This window comes from Micromonospora trifolii (assembly GCF_022229005.1).
GTDB classification, from domain to species: Bacteria; Actinomycetota; Actinomycetes; order Mycobacteriales; family Micromonosporaceae; genus Micromonospora; species Micromonospora trifolii.
Map to the genome: position 1 here is coordinate 19,667 of NZ_JAKKFD010000066.1, position 15,972 is coordinate 35,638.

16 protein-coding genes are annotated in these 15,972 nt (G+C 71.6%); 7 read left to right on the top strand and 9 right to left on the bottom strand.

Features of this window, described 5'->3' with window-relative positions; all coding sequences use genetic code 11:
* Positions 1–3: 3 nt before the first annotated feature.
* The 5 genes from NIE79_RS30815 to ku all read right to left on the bottom strand — a co-directional run bounded on the left by NIE79_RS30815 (position 4) and on the right by ku (position 4,274).
* Positions 4–657, bottom strand: a complete 654-nt coding sequence (locus tag NIE79_RS30815; RefSeq protein ID WP_238681914.1) for an HAD family hydrolase — start codon at positions 655–657, stop codon at positions 4–6.
* A 32-nt stretch (positions 658–689) separates the two neighbouring features.
* Positions 690–1,517 carry an SCO6745 family protein gene (locus tag NIE79_RS30820; protein ID WP_238682124.1) on the bottom strand — a complete coding sequence of 276 codons (828 nt, stop codon included), beginning with the start codon at positions 1,515–1,517 and terminating at the stop codon, positions 690–692.
* A gap of 192 nt (positions 1,518–1,709) precedes the next feature.
* Positions 1,710–2,381, bottom strand: a complete 672-nt coding sequence (locus NIE79_RS30825; protein WP_238681915.1) for an FKBP-type peptidyl-prolyl cis-trans isomerase — start codon at positions 2,379–2,381, stop codon at positions 1,710–1,712.
* Between the two features lie 146 nt (positions 2,382–2,527).
* Positions 2,528–3,166, bottom strand: a complete 639-nt coding sequence (locus NIE79_RS30830) for a DUF4241 domain-containing protein (protein WP_238681916.1) — start codon at positions 3,164–3,166, stop codon at positions 2,528–2,530.
* Between the two features lie 73 nt (positions 3,167–3,239).
* The gene (gene ku, locus NIE79_RS30835; protein ID WP_238681917.1) at positions 3,240–4,274 is read right to left on the bottom strand and encodes a non-homologous end joining protein Ku; all 1,035 of its coding nucleotides are present in this window, start codon (positions 4,272–4,274) and stop codon (positions 3,240–3,242) included.
* Between the two features lie 85 nt (positions 4,275–4,359).
* Here ku and ligD (NIE79_RS30840) point away from each other — a divergent pair, with 85 nt between their 5' ends.
* Positions 4,360–5,301 carry a non-homologous end-joining DNA ligase gene (gene ligD, locus NIE79_RS30840; protein WP_238681918.1) on the top strand — a complete coding sequence of 314 codons (942 nt, stop codon included), beginning with the start codon at positions 4,360–4,362 and terminating at the stop codon, positions 5,299–5,301.
* Positions 5,291–6,202: a non-homologous end-joining DNA ligase gene (gene ligD, locus NIE79_RS30845; protein ID WP_238681919.1), complete on the top strand. Its 912-nt coding sequence runs from the start codon at positions 5,291–5,293 to the stop codon at positions 6,200–6,202. Before ligD (NIE79_RS30840) ends, ligD (NIE79_RS30845) begins: the two co-directional genes overlap by 11 nt.
* Before the next feature lie 314 nt (positions 6,203–6,516).
* On the opposite strand, the gene NIE79_RS30850 is transcribed toward ligD (NIE79_RS30845), so the two are convergent.
* Positions 6,517–8,826: an esterase-like activity of phytase family protein gene (locus NIE79_RS30850; RefSeq protein ID WP_238681920.1), complete on the bottom strand. Its 2,310-nt coding sequence runs from the start codon at positions 8,824–8,826 to the stop codon at positions 6,517–6,519.
* Between the two features lie 54 nt (positions 8,827–8,880).
* Positions 8,881–9,933: a hypothetical protein gene (locus tag NIE79_RS30855; protein WP_238681921.1), complete on the bottom strand. Its 1,053-nt coding sequence runs from the start codon at positions 9,931–9,933 to the stop codon at positions 8,881–8,883.
* 144 nt (positions 9,934–10,077) lie between these two features.
* Between NIE79_RS30855 and NIE79_RS30860 the strand changes: the two genes are divergently transcribed.
* Positions 10,078–10,830 carry a TIGR03089 family protein gene (locus NIE79_RS30860; RefSeq protein ID WP_238681922.1) on the top strand — a complete coding sequence of 251 codons (753 nt, stop codon included), beginning with the start codon at positions 10,078–10,080 and terminating at the stop codon, positions 10,828–10,830.
* A gap of 157 nt (positions 10,831–10,987) precedes the next feature.
* Entirely contained in the window at positions 10,988–11,683 is a 696-nt protein-coding gene (locus NIE79_RS30865; protein WP_238681923.1) for a hypothetical protein, read from the top strand.
* 86 nt (positions 11,684–11,769) lie between these two features.
* On the opposite strand, the gene NIE79_RS30870 is transcribed toward NIE79_RS30865, so the two are convergent.
* Entirely contained in the window at positions 11,770–12,141 is a 372-nt protein-coding gene (locus NIE79_RS30870; protein ID WP_238681924.1) for a DUF4267 domain-containing protein, read from the bottom strand.
* Positions 12,142–12,230: 89 nt separating this feature from the next.
* Here NIE79_RS30870 and NIE79_RS30875 point away from each other — a divergent pair, with 89 nt between their 5' ends.
* Positions 12,231–12,806, top strand: a complete 576-nt coding sequence (locus NIE79_RS30875; RefSeq protein ID WP_238681925.1) for a TetR/AcrR family transcriptional regulator — start codon at positions 12,231–12,233, stop codon at positions 12,804–12,806.
* A gap of 86 nt (positions 12,807–12,892) precedes the next feature.
* Here the strand turns inward: NIE79_RS30875 and NIE79_RS30880 are convergent, their stop codons facing one another.
* Positions 12,893–14,572 carry a DNA repair helicase XPB gene (locus NIE79_RS30880; RefSeq protein WP_238681926.1) on the bottom strand — a complete coding sequence of 560 codons (1,680 nt, stop codon included), beginning with the start codon at positions 14,570–14,572 and terminating at the stop codon, positions 12,893–12,895.
* Between the two features lie 172 nt (positions 14,573–14,744).
* On the opposite strand from NIE79_RS30880, the gene NIE79_RS30885 reads away from it, so the two are divergent.
* Both NIE79_RS30885 and NIE79_RS30890 read left to right on the top strand, forming a co-directional pair.
* Complete coding sequence (locus tag NIE79_RS30885; protein ID WP_238681927.1) at positions 14,745–15,623, top strand: L,D-transpeptidase family protein; 879 nt, start codon at positions 14,745–14,747, stop codon at positions 15,621–15,623.
* Positions 15,624–15,720: 97 nt separating this feature from the next.
* A complete protein-coding gene (locus tag NIE79_RS30890) occupies positions 15,721–15,957 on the top strand; it encodes a hypothetical protein (protein ID WP_238681928.1) in 237 nt (78 codons plus the stop codon).
* Positions 15,958–15,972 lie beyond the last annotated feature (15 nt).

The following is a 15,972-nucleotide window of genomic DNA, read 5'->3' on the forward strand; positions in this document are numbered from 1 at the left end:
GTGTCAACCCAGCTCGTCCACCAGCTCGGGGGTCAGCTCACCGATCGCGTCCAGCGTCACCACGGCCAGCCCGGCGGCGTCCGGATCGAGCGGGTACGAGCCGTGCGGCACCGCCACCACCCGCATCCCCGCCGCCGCGGCGGAGCGCACCCCGTTGGACGAGTCCTCCACAGCCGCACAGCGGGTCGGGTCGACGCCGAGGCGCTGCGCCACACTCAGGTACACGTCCGGTGCGGGCTTGCCCCGCTCGGTCTGCTCGGTGGAGAGGGTCGCGCCGAACGCGTCGGTCAGGCCGGTCGCCGCCAGCGCCGCCTCGATCAACCGGGTCGGCGACGAACTGGCCAACCCCAGCGGCCACCGCGCGGCCAGCCGGCGAACGACCTGGTCGGCGCCGTCGATGAGGGGTACGTGGTCCCGGTAGCGTCGGGTCATCTCCTCGACCACCTCGACGGCGACCTGCTCGGCGGTGCGGCCGACGCCCAGCTCTCCGCTGAGGTAGCGGGCCCACTCGCCGGTGCTCATCCCCATCAGCCGACGTTGTGTGTCCGGCTGCCACGTCCCGCCGTGCGCCGCCACGTACGCCCGGCGGACCTCCTCCCACACCGGCTCGGAATCCACGATCACGCCGTCCAGGTCGAAGACCACCGCATCAGTCACGGGCCCATCCTGCCCGACCGGTGGGTGCCCGGTCAGCTCGGCAACGCGGGCAGACCGAGCGGGCTGCCCTCGGGGAGCAGGGTGTGGCCGGACCGGGCGATCGGCTCCAGCAGCTCCCGGAGCCGGTCCGTGTCCTGGGCGCCCAGCGCCTGCCACGGGTGCGCGGCGGCCCGGTCGGTGGCGTCCTCGATGGCCTGGAACTCGGCCCGGGCGTGCTCGGTGGCCGCGCCGTCCCCGGTGAGCCAACCCCGCTCGGCAAGCCGCTCACGGGCGGCGTTCCACTGCTCCTCGGACCAGCCGCGGCCCAGCAGGTACTGCGGCGACGACCCGTCCAGCGCGACCCGCACGGTCAGCGTCTCCACCGGGTCCAGGCCGGCGGCCACCAGCGCGGCCACGTGCCCGTCCCCCCGGTGCTCGCGCAGCGTCGTGGCGGCCTGCCAGAGCCGCGCCAGCGGGTACTCGCCGGCCGGGAGGGCGGCGTTGGCGGCGCCGAGCACCCGGCCGGCGGTCTGCGCCGCCGCGGCGGCCCGCTCCAGCAGGTCGGCGGCCTCCACCAGGTGCGACTCCGGAAGCTCGTAGGTCAGCTCGGCGAGCGCCTGCACGGCACCGGTCAGACGGGCGCGCAGCGCCTCCTGCGGGGTGGCCAACCGCCACACCGCCGGCAGCGCGCGGGCCACCATCTGCGGCGCGAAGTTGAAGAAGGCGGCGATCACCGGGGCCGCCTCGGCGGCTCCCAGCGGCGCGGCACGACCGGCGAAATAACCGCGCCAGTAGCCGCGCAGCCCGACCGCCTCGTACGCGGCCCGGGCCCGGGGGTGCAGGTAGGTGACAGTGTGCACCGGCTCGAAGTACGCCCACATCGACCGGGCGGTCCGCCCAGGCTCGTCCAGCGCCGTCACATGCACCTCCGCGTCCCGGTTCCGGATGCTGCTCACCCCGGGCGGCGAACCGCCCGGGGTGACGCCGAACCTACTGCCGCAGGGTGACGGGCCGGAAGCCCCATGTGAACAACTCCATCGCGTCGCGGTGACAACCGGGACGACCCGGACAGGTCACTGGGCGGCGAGCACGTCCACCACGAAGCGCAGCGGACCGGTGGGACGTCCACCGGCGGCGGCCTCGTCGTTGCCGTAACCGAGCTCGCCCGGGATGTCGAGCTGCACCCGGCTGCCGACGGTCACCCCCACCAGACCCTGGTCCCAGCCGGGAATGACCTGGCCGACGCCGATCGGGAAGGTGGCCGGCTGCCCGGCCTTCCAGGACGAGTCGAACTCCTTGCCGTCCTTGTAGAACACGCCCACGTAGTTGGTGGTGATGTTCTGGCCCTTCTGCACGGCCGGGCCCTTGCCCTTGATCAGCGGGGTGACAGTGAGCTTCTTGAGGTCGCCGGTGCCCGGCGTCACAGTCGGCTTGGTGCCCAGCGCCGGATCGGCGCCCTCGGGCAGCTGCGGAGCGGGCGGTGCGCCGGCCTCGTCGGGGGCCGGGGCGGAGGCGGACGGGGTCCCGTCGGCCTGGGTCTTGGGCTTGTCGTCGCCGCCGCCGATCGCCACGAAGACGCCGATCAGCAACCCGACCACGGCGACGGCGGCGAGGCCGCTGGCCCACGCGTTGCGCTTGCGCCTCGCGTCGGCGGCCTTCTTCTCCGCCAACTGGGCGGCCAGGCGGCGCCCCGACTTGGTTGCCGGGCTCTGGTCCGGGCCCGTCTGCTGCGTCCGCTCGCTCACGTCGTCGACTCCCTGCTGCGAAGTGTGGCCGGCACCCGGTGCCGGGGGGAAAGCCGACGCACACGGTACCCGCACTGCGGCCTACCGTGCCCGCCGCGGACGCCTCGGATCGCCCAGCGCGACACTTCCGGAGCTTTCCCGGGCGGTTATTCCGGGACGACCATGAAGTCGGTCACGAACGAGGTGACCCGGCCGTCGGCGGCACGGCCGATCCAGGTGCCGTAGCAACCGTCACCCCAACCCGTGGACACTGTGACCACGTTGGCGCCGCTGGCCTCGTCCAACACGGCGGTGATCAGCCCCGGAACCGGGGACGAGGGCAGCTCGGCCGGAATGAAGACCTCCTCGATCCGGTCCTCGTCCCAGTCCTCCAGGGCGGCGAGCGCTGTCGGGTCGGCGAAGGTGCCGATGCCGGCGTCCACGCCGTAGCCGAAGTAGTCGTCAGCGCCGAGCGTGGCGACGTCCTGGTCGCCCGCGACGGCCGGCTCCCAGCGGATGGTCGGCTCAGCCGAGACGACCAGCTCCAGCGCGGCGACCCGGCGGTCCACCTCGGCGTCCTCGCGGAGCACCACCGCCACCCAGGCGCGGGCGGGGTGCCGCCCCGGCGGCACTGTCACAGTGAACGGCTCGGCCTCCGGGCAGACCAGCGGGTCACACCCGACCACGCGGCCGGTCGGCAACACGATGTCGCCCACCGGGTGAACCTCGATCAGGTATCCGCCGTGCTGGTCGGTGAAGCGGGCGCCGGGCGTCAGCAACCGGTCCAGATCAGGGGTGTACGGCATGGGGGCTCCTCCGGTCGCCAGCGGCCGGCGGAGCGTACCCGGAGAGGCGGACACCGCCGCCGCTGCCGTGCGGTCAGGCGCTCTTGCGGGGTGCTGTCTTGCGCGCGGCCGTCTTCTTCGCCGGCTCTGCCTTCGTGGCGGCGGCCTTCTTGGCGGCGGTCTTCTTCGCCGGCTCGGCCGCCTTCTTCTCGGCCGTCTTCTTCGCCGCGGTCTTCTTCGCGGGAGCCTTGGCCGCCTTCTTCTCGGCTGCCTTCTGCGCCGACCGCGCCGACGAGATGGGCGTCGGCTCGCCACCACCACCACCACCGCCGCCACGGGCCGGCTGCTCGCCGCGAGCCGCCTTGGCGCGCTCCACCGAGGCCTTCAACGCCGCCATCAGGTCCACCGCCGCGGCCGGGGCCTCCTCGACCTCCTCCGGCTGGACGACCTCCCGACCCTCCACCTTGGCGTCGATGACCTCCTGCAACGCGGCCCGGTAGTCGTCGGTGAAGACGTCCGGCTCGAACTCGCCGGTCATCGAGTCGATCAGGGAGCTGGCCATCGCCAGCTCCGGCGGGCGCACCTTGAGGTCCTCGTCGAGGAAACCGAAGTCCGGGGTACGGATCTCGTCCGGCCAGAGCATGGTGTTGAGCAGCAGCACACCCTCGCGGACCCGCAGCGTGGCCAGCTGCTCCCGCTGGCGCAGCGCCACCTTGACGATGGCCACCCGCTCCGAGTCGATGAGTGCGTCGCGCAGCAGCACGTACGGCTTTGTCGCCGCGCCCTCCGGCTCGAGAAAGTACGCCTTGTTGTAGAGGATCGGGTCGACCTGCTCGGCCGGCACGAACTCCAACACGTCGATGGCGCGGGAGCTGGTCAACGGCAGGTCGGCGAAGTCCTCGTCGGTGAGGATCACCATTTCGCCGCCGCCGATGTCGTAGCCCTTGGCGATGTCGTCGTAGGTGACCTCTTCACCGCAGACCGAGCAGGTGCGCTTGTAGCGGATCCGACCGCCGTCCTCGCGGTGCACCTGGTGGAACCGAATGTCCTTCTCCTCGGTCGCGGAGTAGAGCTTCACCCCGATCGAGACGAGCCCGAACGACACGGCTCCCTTCCAGATGGCACGCATCCTGCGCTCCCTTCCCCGGTATCGACCATGCTCGCATCCGAAAGAACCGGACGCGAGGTGTTCGGGCTGCTACTACAGTCGGGTCGTGCCCGGCGCGCCGCTCAAGCCGATGCTCGCGATGACCGGGCCGCTCCCGGCGGGTGACGGCTGGGCGTACGAGTTCAAGTGGGACGGCGTCCGCGCCCTGGCCGACATCTCAGGCGGCGGTCAGCACCTGTATGCCCGTTCCGGCGTGGAGATCACCGCCGCGTACCCGGAGTTGGCCACCCTGCCCGAGCAGGTCGACGATGCGCTGCTCGACGGCGAGGTGGTGCTGCTCGGCCAGGGCGGGCAGCCGTCCTTCACCGCGCTGGCCGAGCGGATGCACGTCCGGGACCGGGCCAAGGCCGCCCGGTTGGCCGCCGTCATGCCGGTGACGTACATGATCTTCGACCTGCTCCGGCTGAACGGCGACGACCTGACCGGCTGGCCGTACGAGCGCCGCCGGGAGGCGCTGGACGCGCTCGCGCTCGGTGGCCTCCGGTGGGCGGTGCCGCCGATGTTCACCGACGGGCCGGCCACCTACGAGGCGGCCGGAGAGCACGGCCTGGAGGGGGTGATGGCCAAGCGGGTCGGGGCCGTCTACCGCCCGGGGGTGCGCTCGCCGGACTGGGTGAAGGTCAAGCTGGAGGTGACCGGCGACTTCGTCATCGGCGGTTGGCGACCGGGCGCGCGCCGGATCGGCGGGCTGCTGGTCGGGGTGCCCGGCCCGGACGGCCGACTGATCTACCGGGGTCGGGTCGGCGGCGGGATCGGCGCGGCCATCGAGCGGCAGCTCCTCGCCGAGCTGGAACCGCTGCGCTCCGGCGTGTCACCGTTCGCGCCGGGTGTGCCGCGCGAGGATGCGCGGGGCGCCATCTGGGTAACACCCCAGGTGGTGGTGGAGGTGAAGTACGGCCAGCGCACCCCCGACGGCCGGCTGCGCTTCCCCCGGGTGCTGCGGCTGCGCCCGGACAAGCCTCCGGAGGAGGTCGACGATGCCGGCTGAACGGCTACGGGTGGACGTCGAGGGCCGCGCGCTGGAGTTGTCCAACCTGGACAAGGTGCTCTACCCGGCGGCCGGGTTCACGAAGGGTGAGGTGATCGACTACTACACCCGGATCTCCCCGGTGCTGCTGCCGCACCTGCGGGACCGGCCGGTCACCCGGATCCGCTATCCCAACGGGGTGGACGACAAGTCGTTCTTCGAGAAGAACACGCCGGCCGCGACCCCGGACTGGGTGCGGGTGGAGAACCTGCCCGCGCCCGGGTCGACGAAGGGCCGGGAGACCATCGACTACGTGGTCGCCGACGACCTGCCCACACTGGTCTGGCTGGCCAACCTGGCCGCGTTGGAGCTGCACACACCGCAGTGGAAGGTGGGCGAACACCCGGACATGATGGTCGTCGACCTGGACCCGGGGCCGCCGGCCGGGCTCGCCGAGTGTTGCCCGGTGGCGGTCCTGATGCGTGACCGCCTCGCCGACGACGGCATCGAGTCGTACCCGAAGACCTCCGGCAAGAAGGGCATGCAGCTCTGCTGCCCGATCGCCGGCACCCAGTCGTCCGACCTCGTCTCCGACTACGCGCGACGGATCGCCCAGGAGCTGGAGAAGGCCCACCCGAAGCTGATCGTGTCGAGGATGGCGAAGAACCTTCGACCGGGCAAGGTCTTCATCGACTGGAGTCAGAACAACGCGGCGAAGACCACTGTGGCGCCGTACTCGCTGCGGGCCCAGTCGGTGCCGTCGGTGTCGACGCCGCTGACCTGGGACGAGGTGGAGGCCGGCGCGCGCGGCCGGAAGCCGGCCGTCCGCCAGTTCACCGCCGCCGAGGTCCTGGCCCGGGTCGAGGAGTACGACGATTTGCTCGGCCCGCTGCTCGAAGGCGGCCCGGAGTTGCCGGGCTGACGTCAGGTGACGTTGGGTGCCCAGGGACAGGGGCGGTACCCGTGACAGAGCGTCGCGGGCCTCGGGGTCCCGTGCGGGCCGCTCACCACCTTTGCTCTGCTTACCTATACGCACCACCGCGTTTAGCTGGGACTTTGAGACGGCCCGCGCAGTCGAGGGGTGGAAACTTTCCTCACGGGGCGTGTGCGTCGCATATAGGTAAGCAGAGCAAAGGCTCCGAGTTCGGGCCGTGGCCCGTAGCGGGGTTACCTGATGTGATCGGCCGGCGCCCGCCGCGAGGGGTGGACGCCGGCCGAAGGGGAGCTGGCGGTGGGTCAGCGGCGGTCGAAGACCTTGCGGCTGGAGCCGAGGCGCAGGAGCACCGTCTCGCCGGTGGCGTCCTTGACCCCGTCGTTGTCGGTGATCGCGTACACCTCGCCGTTGCCGGCGACGGTCAGGCCCTCCAGCTTCTCCTGCGTCCACCCGTTGGTGGCGCGCAGCGCGGGCAGCACGTCGACGGCGAGCGTCTTCGGCAGCACCGTCAGCGGACCGGTCGCCGCCGCGCCGGGCAGCGGCACCGTGTAGATCCGCTTGACAGTGGCGGCCGGGCCGTTCAGCTTGTCCCGTTCGATGACCGCGAGCCGGTCACCGACCACTGTGATCTCGGACAGGCCCATCCAATCGCCGGGCACCGTGGTGGCCCCCAACCGGTAGCCGAACCAGCTCCAGGTGCCCGCTGTGACGTCGTAGCGGCCGAGCCGGACGATGCCGGCCGGGTCGGTGCTCGACTCCCGCTGTACGGCCACCCAGACGATCTCCCGGCCCTGCCGGTCGGTGGTCGCGGTGACGCCCTCCAAGCCCTGCTTGCCGAGGCCGGCGGCGACCTCGGCGGGCAGCGCGACGGTCTGCCGGGTCACCCCGGCGGCGTCGAGCCGGACCAGCTTGTTCTCCGCGCCCTTGGCGCCCTCCACGGCGAGCCAGAAGCCGCCCTGCGGACGGGCGAAGATGCCCTCCGCGTCGTACCCGACCGGAGCGCCGGCCGCGTCCCGCACCGGCAGCGCGCCGGTGATCACGGCCGGCGTCCGCTTCGCGTCGAGGGTGAGGATGCGGGTCTGGCCGTACGCCGCGTCGGTGACGCTGTAGAGCTGGTCCCGCTTGCCCGGGACCGCGCTCAGCGCGCCGAGTGCGCCCCAACCGATCGGGGTGCCGGCCCGGTCGGTGCCGGAGACGACGCTCGGGAACGCCGGGGTGGCCTTGCCGAGCTGGAAGAGCGACACCGAGGCCCGAACGTTCACCGAAGCGTCGTCCTCCTCACTGGAGACGGCGAGCAGCCCGCGCGACGGGATGGGCAGCAGCCCTTCCGGCCCGTTGGTGGTCGGCAGCACCTGCCGGAACACCGGCCGGGTGGGGTCACCCAGGTCGTAGACGGCGACGAAGTTGCTCCGCTCCGAGCCGACGAAGGCGTACCGGACGCCGTCGTACTCGGCGACGGCCACGCCCTCCGGCTCGGTGCCCTTCTTGGCGGCCCGGTCCTCGTTGTGCAGCCCGTACGTGACGGCGAGCCGCTCGAAGGTGTTGCCGGCGTCCCAGGCCACGCGTCCGCTGCGGCTGTCGAAGACCGACCAGCCACGGGTGCCGCCGTGCCAGTCGCCCTCGTTGGCCGTGGCGAGATAGCGGTCGTCGACCCAGGCCACCGCGTCCGGCTCACGCGGCACGTCGGTGATGCCGCCGGTCAGGTCGATGACACCGTCCTTCTTGGTGTCGATGCCGCTGATCGTGGCGGTGCCGGCGCTGAAGACCTTGGTGAGCCGCCCGGTGGGCAGGTCGACCAGGGCGACGCCGTTGTTCTCCTGAAGCGTCACGGCCAGCTGGTTGCGGCTGTTGATCGAGACGTACTCGGGCTCGGGGTCGGTCGGCGCGGCGAGGCCGGCCTGCGCCAGCGCGGGCAGCGCGCTGCCGTCGGCCCCGGTCAGCGCTACCGGCCGCAGCCGCCAACCGGCCGGTGCCTTCCCGGCCAGGTCGACGATCTGCACGAAGCCGGCGGGCGCCTGGGGCAGGTCGCCCTCCACGCCGCCGGGCGGGGTGGCCTCCTCGTCGCGCTCGTTCTCGATGGCGATCGCGGCGTACCGCTTGTCAGTGCTGATCGCGATGGAGTCGGGCTGACCACCGAGATCGAAGCTGGCCACCCGCTCGCGACTGGCCAGCTCGATCACGTCGAGGCGACCGGACGGCTCGGTGTAGCTGGCGCTGGTGTTCACCACCACCAGCACGTACCTGCCGACCACGGCGACCGAGGTCGGCTCATCCTCGGCGTTGCCGAGTTGGGCCAGGGAGAGCGTGCCGAGGCCGCGCGGCCGGTCGGCGCGGGAGATGTCCAGGAAGCCGATGCGCCGGGCCAGCGCGTCGGTGTGGATCAGGGTGCGACCGTCCTCGCTGACCGCCGAGATCTCGGCGACCGTCGCGGTCGTCGGATCCTCGCCGGCCGGACGGTTCTGGAACACCGGGTACGTGGCGACCCGGTCGAAGGCGCGCGACAGGCCTGGGTGGTGGTGGTGCCCGCCGGCCGACGCGGGGGTGGCCCCGGTCAGGCTGGCGGCGGCGACACCGGCTGCGGTGAGCGCGGTGAATGCTCTTCTGAGTGTCAAGGACTTCCTCCGTTAGGTCGTACCCGCACGGAGGCTGACAGTCGTTGGGGAGCGTCAGCTTGCGCCAACATGAACAGTCGGCGAAGCACGACGCAGCCGCCACCAGGCGGCCCCGACCAGGGCGACAGTCACGACGGTGACCGCGACGTCGCCGGCCAGGGCCGCGGCCGGGCTCGCCGGGGAGTACGGCGGCACCAGGTACGCGAACGCTGCGGCGGTGACCAGGCCCGCCGTGCCCGCCACGAGCACGTGTCGCTGCCCCCAACCGCTGCCCGACGACCAGTACGCGATCAGCCCTCCGGCGACGGCGGCGAGTCCCAGCGCGATGGCCACCCCCGCCCATCCGGGCGTCAGGTCGGAGCCGAGGCGGACGAGGACGACGGGCAGACCGACCCAGATCGGGTGCGGTGCCCGGCGGGTCCGGCGTGGGTGGGGGCGTCGCCAGCGGGGCAGCAGGGCTACCGCGACGAGGGCGACGACCACCACGGCGGCGAAGGCCAGTTGGAGCGGGCTGGCCAGAAAGCCCTTGCGGCCGCTGCTGTCGGAGAAGATCAACAGGCTGCCGAGCAGGTAGAGCACGCCCACCACGGCGAGACCCTGCCAGCCCAGCCACGGCCGCAGCCGCCGCTTCGGCCCGAGGAACGACTCGATCAGCACGACAGGCGCGCAGATGGTCAGCACGATGTGGTTGCCGACGTAGTCGAAGGCCTGCCGGAGGCTGAATTCGAGCCCCGGCACCAGCGTCGCCTCGGCGGCGGCCCGCGTGTCGGCGTACTGGGTGTCGTCGAGGAAGTCGGGGTTGAACAGTGACTGGTCGACCAGCCCGGCCTGGAGTACGCCGAACGCGGCGGCGAGCAGCACGATGCTGGGCCAACCCGCGCCGAGGTGCCGGGCGGTCTCCCGGATGAGGATCGCCGCGCCGCCGTACATCGGGCCCAGGAAGATCAGCACCGGTAGGAAGTCGTCGATGGCGAAGCCACCCCAGGAGCACTCGGCCGCCCACGGCGCGAGCAGCAACAACGCGATCACCGGCAGGAGCCGTCGGCGCAAAGGCAGACGGCCGGCGGCGGGATGGTCGGCGGTGGCGGGGTCGGGTCCGTCCGGCATGGGCGCTCCTCAACGACGTTGCGGGGATCGTTCCCTGCACCGTGCGCGGGCCACCCGGTCACCCGATACGGCCATCGGCCGACGACCGCTGCGACCAAAGTCGTTGAGTACTGTGGTGCCGACGTCGACCCGGGGAGCGTGGAGATGCAGCCAACCGTCACGGCCGACCAGGCGGCCCGGCCCGTCGAGGCCGAACGTCCGCTGCTCAGCTACCGCGACGAGGCGACCGGTGAGCGCGTCGACCTCACCGCTCACCAGCTCGGTGCCTGGGCGGCACGCAGCGCGGGCCTGCTGCGGGACGGCTGCCGGCTCGGCCCCGGCAGCCGCGTAGCGGTCCTGCTGCCGCCGCACTGGCGTACCGCAGCGGTGTTGTTGGGCGCCTGGGCCTCCGGCCTGGCGGTGTCGTTCCGACCGCGCGCCACGGCGGGCCTGGCGGTGCTCGAACCGGGCGGCGACCGGCCGTTCGACGCGGTCTTCGTGACGCCGGAGCGGCAGGACGACTGGCTGGAGGACGTGCCGGACGCGCCGCACCGCTATCTCGTCGGCACCGGGCCGGGGCGGCTGGACGACGTGCCGTTGGGCTGGTTGGACTGGTCCGCCGAGGTGCTTCGGCACGGCGACGGCGCGCCCGACCACACCGCCATCCACCCGTCGGACCCGGCCACCGCTGACGGCACCACCTACGGTCAGTGGGGTGCGCTCGCCCAGGAGTTCGCCACCATGCTGGACCTGCGCGCCGGCGATCGCCTGCTGGTCGATGCCGCCGAGACCGAGCAGCCGCTGAAGTGGTTGCTCGCGCCGCTCTCCGTCGGCGCGTCCGTGGTGATCAGCGCCAACCTCGACAGGGCGCGGCGGGACGCGGTCGTCGCCGCCGAACAGGTGACCCGGGTCCTCTGAGGCTGTCTCGTCACCCGACCGGTGGAGCCGCAGCCTTCCGTCAGCTCTCACATTTCGCCTGCTCATACGCTTCGCCGGAGGCACGCGCGATGGTCCGGGCGCGGCCATTGTGCACACCGGCGGAGGGTCGATGGTTTCGAGGCGTACCCGTCGGAGCGTGGTTGCGGCGGTGGCCGGCGCTCTGTTCGCCCTCGGCGTGGTCGCGCCCGGTCCGGCGGCGGCGCCGTCACCCCGCGCGGCGCAGGCCGACGGCCCCACCGCCCCCGACCCGCGGGAGCCGCGCCCGCCGCTGCTCCCCGCTGACTTTCAGGGCACCGGCCGGTACATCGTGCGGGACCTCGGCATCGATGTGCCGTTCTCGTGGCAGGGCCGCGACGGCAACAGCCAGATGACCGCCGGCGGCCCGGACCACCCGATCTGGTTCACGAACCTGATCTACGAGAACACCCTCTACACGCTCACCTACAAGTGGCCGAACATCCCGCTGTTTCCGCCCCGCGCGTGCAGCAAGGTGCCGGGGTTCTTCAACCGGCAGATCTTCAACGACAAGCTGAAGACCGCCCGCTACGTGGGGCCGGAGATCCTGCAGGGGGAGAAGGGCCGGCACGTGGACCACTGGCGGGTCGGGGTGGTCGGGGGCTCCACAGTGCCGGGGGAGTTCTTCCGGTTCCCGCTCGCGCTCGGTGACATCTACGTCGACCAGCACGACCCGAGCCGGTGGTGGCAGGTGTTGCAGTTCGGCTTGCAGAACCTTTTCGACCCGGAGCTGGACGAATGGTTCACGATGGACACCTTCGACCACCGTCCCGGCCAGGTCACCCTCCCCGACCGCTGCCCACCCCCCACGTCGTGACCCACCCACTGCGTTGATCAAGAGGTTTGCGTCATCGATCGGCCTGATGATGACGCAAACCTCTTGATCAACACGGGTAGGGGCAGTTACAGGGCGAACAGCAGGGCGGCGTTCAGGAGGACGACGAGGGCGGTGGCGAAGTGGATGCCGAAGGCGACAGCTTTCGTCCCGCCGTTTCTCAGCACGATGAAGGTGTCGCCCAGCGGGACGAGCGCGACGACCAGCATGAACCACGCGACCGCGTCGGCGGTCGTGAAGGCGATCAGGGCGAGGCCGAGCAGGCCGAACGTGAGGTCCTTGAGCCCTTTGACCGTCAGGTAGGCGGGGTCGCCGTCCGGCTTGGCCGGTATGCCGTACCCGGCGGCTGCGGCCTGCGGCACCAGCAGGAACCGCGCTCCGATGAAGGCGACGAAGAGGCTGAGTACGACGGCGAGCCCGTAGGCAAGGGGTGTCAGCATGAGTCTGCTCCAATTCCTAGCGCTGCTAGATATGAGAGCGACGCTAGCAGAGCATCGACAGGATCGCTAGCGGTGCTAGGGTTGCTGTCATGTCGACACAGGCACGCCGGGAGCGTGAGCGGGCTGAACGGGAGCAGGCGATCATCACCGCGGCACGGGACCTGGCGTTGGCCGAAGGCTGGGACGCGGTTACCACCCGACGGCTCGCCGCCGAGATCGAGTACAGCCAGCCCGTCCTCTACAGCCACTTCAAGGGCAAGGACGCCATCATGGCGGCGGTGGCCGTCGAGGGCTTCGCCGAACTGGCAACCGCACTGGTCTCGGCGCGGGCCTCCTCCGCCGGCCCCCGGCAGGCGGTCGCCGACGTGGCAGCCGCGTACGTCGCGTTCGCCCAGCAGCGGCCCGCGATCTACGACGCGATGTTCACCCTCGCCGTGGACCTGCCGTTCGCCACTCAGGACGTGCCAACCGACCTGGCCCGGGGCTTCGCCGAGTTGGCCGAGACGGTGCGCCCGGTCGCTGCGGACGACGACCTGGAGACGGTCACCGAGACCTTCTGGGCCGGCCTGCACGGGCTGGTCACACTGATGCGCAGCGGCCGGCTCCGCCGCGTCGACCATGAGCGCCGGCTCGCGGTCCTGGTGGACCGCTTCTCCCCGCGCTGATCGACTCGGGTTTCAGGAAATCGGGGCATAAAAGGGCATCGGACACCGCGACTTCCTGAAAACCGAGTCGATCAAAGCCGCGCGGGTCAGTCGACGGTCGGGAGCTTCGGGCCGAGGACGTCGTCGGCGTCGACGATCGTGTACGCGTAGCCCTGCTCGGCGAGGAAGCGCTGCCGGTGCGCCGCGTACTCCGTGTCGATCGTGTCCCGGGAAACCACAGTGTAGAAGTGCGCCTGCCGGCCGTCGGCCTTCGGCCGGAGCACCCGACCGAGGCGCTGCGCCTCCTCCTGGCGCGAGCCGAACGTCCCGGACACCTGGATCGCCACCGCCGCCTCGGGCAGGTCGATGGAGAAGTTGCCGACCTTCGAGATGACCAAGGTGCGCAGCGAGCCGGACCGGAACGCGTCGAACAGCCGCTCCCGCTCCTTGTTCGTGGTCGAGCCCTGGATGATCGGGGCGTCGAGGTACTCGCCGAGCTGGTGCAACTGGTCGATGTACGCCCCGATCACCAGCACCTGGTCGTCCGGGTGCCGGTCGACCAGCGCCTTGACCACCGGCAGCTTCGTACGGGCGGTCGCCGCCATCCGGTAGCGCTCCTCGGCCTCCGCCGTCGCGTACGACATCCGCTCCGCGTCGGTCAGGGTCACCCGGACCTCGGTGCACTCGGCCGGGGCGATCCAGCCCTGCGACTCGATGTCCTTCCACGGCGCGTCGTACCGCTTCGGACCGATCAGGCTGAACACGTCACCCTCGCGGCCGTCCTCGCGTACCAGCGTCGCAGTGAGGCCCAGCCGGCGGCGGGCCTGGAGGTCCGCGGTGAACCGGAAGATCGGCGCGGGCAGCAGGTGCACCTCGTCGTAGACGACCAGGCCCCAGTCGCGGGCCCCGAAGAGGTCCAGGTGGGTGAACGCGCCGCCGCGCCGCGAGGTGAGCACCTGGTACGTGGCGATGGTGACCGGGCGGATCTCCTTGCGCTCGCCCGAGTACTCGCCGATCTCCTCCTCGGTCAGCGAGGTGCGGGCGATCAGTTCCCGCTTCCACTGCCGGCCGGCGACGGTGTTGGTGACCAGGATCAGGGTGGTCGCCTTCGCCTCGGCCATCGCCGCCGCGCCGACCAGGGTCTTGCCGGCGCCGCAGGGCAGCACCACCACCCCCGACCCGCCGGCCCAGAACGCCTCGACGGCCTCCCGCTGGTACGAGCGCAGCGTCCACGGCTTGCGCCCGTCCTTGCCGGCGTCGGCCAGCTCGATCGGGTGCGCCTCACCGTCGACGTAACCGGCCAGGTCCTCCGCCGGCCAACCCAGCTTGAGCAGCGCCTGCTTGAGCCGGCCGCGCTCGGAGGGGTGCACCCGGATGGTGTCGTCGTCGATCTTGTCGCCGAGCATCCCGGCGAGCTTCTTGCTCTTGGCCACCTCGATCAGCACCAGCCGATCCAGTGCGCGCAGCACCAGCCCGTACGCCGGGTCGTTGGCGAGCTGAAGCCGGCCGTACCGGTCCATCGTGTCGGCCACGTCCACCAGCAGCGCGTGCGGCACCGGGTAGCGGGAGTACTTGAGCAGCGAATCCACGACACCCTCGGCGTCGTGGCCCGCCGCGCGGGCGTTCCACAGACCCAGCGGTGTCAGCCGGTAGGTGTGCACGTGCTCCGGCGAGCGTTCCAGCTCCGCGAACGGCGCGATCGCCATCCGGCAGGCTTGCGCGTCGGGGTGGTCGATCTCCAGCAGCAGGGTCTTGTCCGACTGCACGATCAGTGGTCCACCGCTCACGCCAGCGTCCTCTCCTCGGTTGGCCGACCGGCCGGAACGGGTCGCATACCCGCTGCTGGCCGACCATCCAGTGTTGCACGGGGCGGGACGGCGAAAGAAAGATGCTCACCGGGCGCAACCGTGATGGCACTCACGAACGTCTAGTAAGAGGACGACTGTCTGGGGAGGTCCCATGAAGCATGTTCGGATCACTTCCCGGCTGGTCGCCCTCGTGGTGGTCGTGCTGGTCGGCGCGGGAGCGTGCGCGTTCGATCCGCAGTCCGGTGGGAGTGGTGGCGGGGGAGCCGCCCCAGCCGGTGCGGCGGAACAGGCAACGGGGGCGGGCGACACGCCCGGGCCCGACCAGCACGGCCGGCCCACGCCGGCCGCGCCCACCCCGAAACCCTCCCGGAAACCCACGCCGAAGCCGACCCGCCCGGCACCCACCACGACCCCCGGGACCGGTACGCCGACCGTCGCCGGCTGCCCCCAGGGGCAGCACCAGCGCGCCGTGGAGACCCACCTGGCCCGGTTGGGCGGGTTCGGGGCTGTGACAGTGGACGGCCGGCAGTCCGCCGCCGACTGCGCGGCGATCAAGAAGTTCCAGAAGAGGTACGGCATTCGCCCCGTCGAGGGTCGCGCCGGACCAACCACCCTCGACGTGGCCCAGCGCCTCGCCACCACCGACACGACCCGCTGCAAGGCCGGCACCGGCACCACGTTCTGCGTCGACCTGACCCGGCAGACCGTCTGGGCTCTCCGCAGCGGCAAGGTGATCATGGCGCCGACGGTGACCCGCACCGGCATGTCCGGCTACCGCACCCCGGCCGGCACGTACACCGTCAACTACCGCAATCCCAAGGAGTGGTCCGACCCGTACGAGGTGTGGCTGCCGTACTGGCAGCACTTCACCCAGGGGATGGGCTTCCACGAGACCACCACCTACCTGCACGAGAAGTCGATCGGCTCGCACGGGTGCGTCAACCTGCTGCACGCCGACGCCGTCCGGATGTGGGAACTCGGCAAGGTCGGCACCCGGGTGGTGCTGATCGGCCGGCGCCCCGGCACCTGAGCGACACGGAGCGAATCACGGCGGTAACCCCCTGTCCGACCGGACTTCCGAGTGTCACCCTTGGAGTCCAGGGCCGGACCGGGCGGGGAGGCTGGGCATGACGGTCGACCGTGACGTGATCGCGGAGCACGAGCAAGCACCATCCGACGAGGTGTCCCGAGCGACGGTGATCGCGTACTCAGTCGCGGCGACGCTCCTCCTCGGGTGGTTCCTCTTCGGCTGGCTGGTGCTCCAGCAGGGCTTCGTCGACTCGGTCGGGGAATCCGCCGGCGCCGGCTTCGCGCTGCTGCTGATCATCTCGGTGGTCGGCACCGTACGTCGCAGCCGCCGCTGACCGACAGCGCCCGCG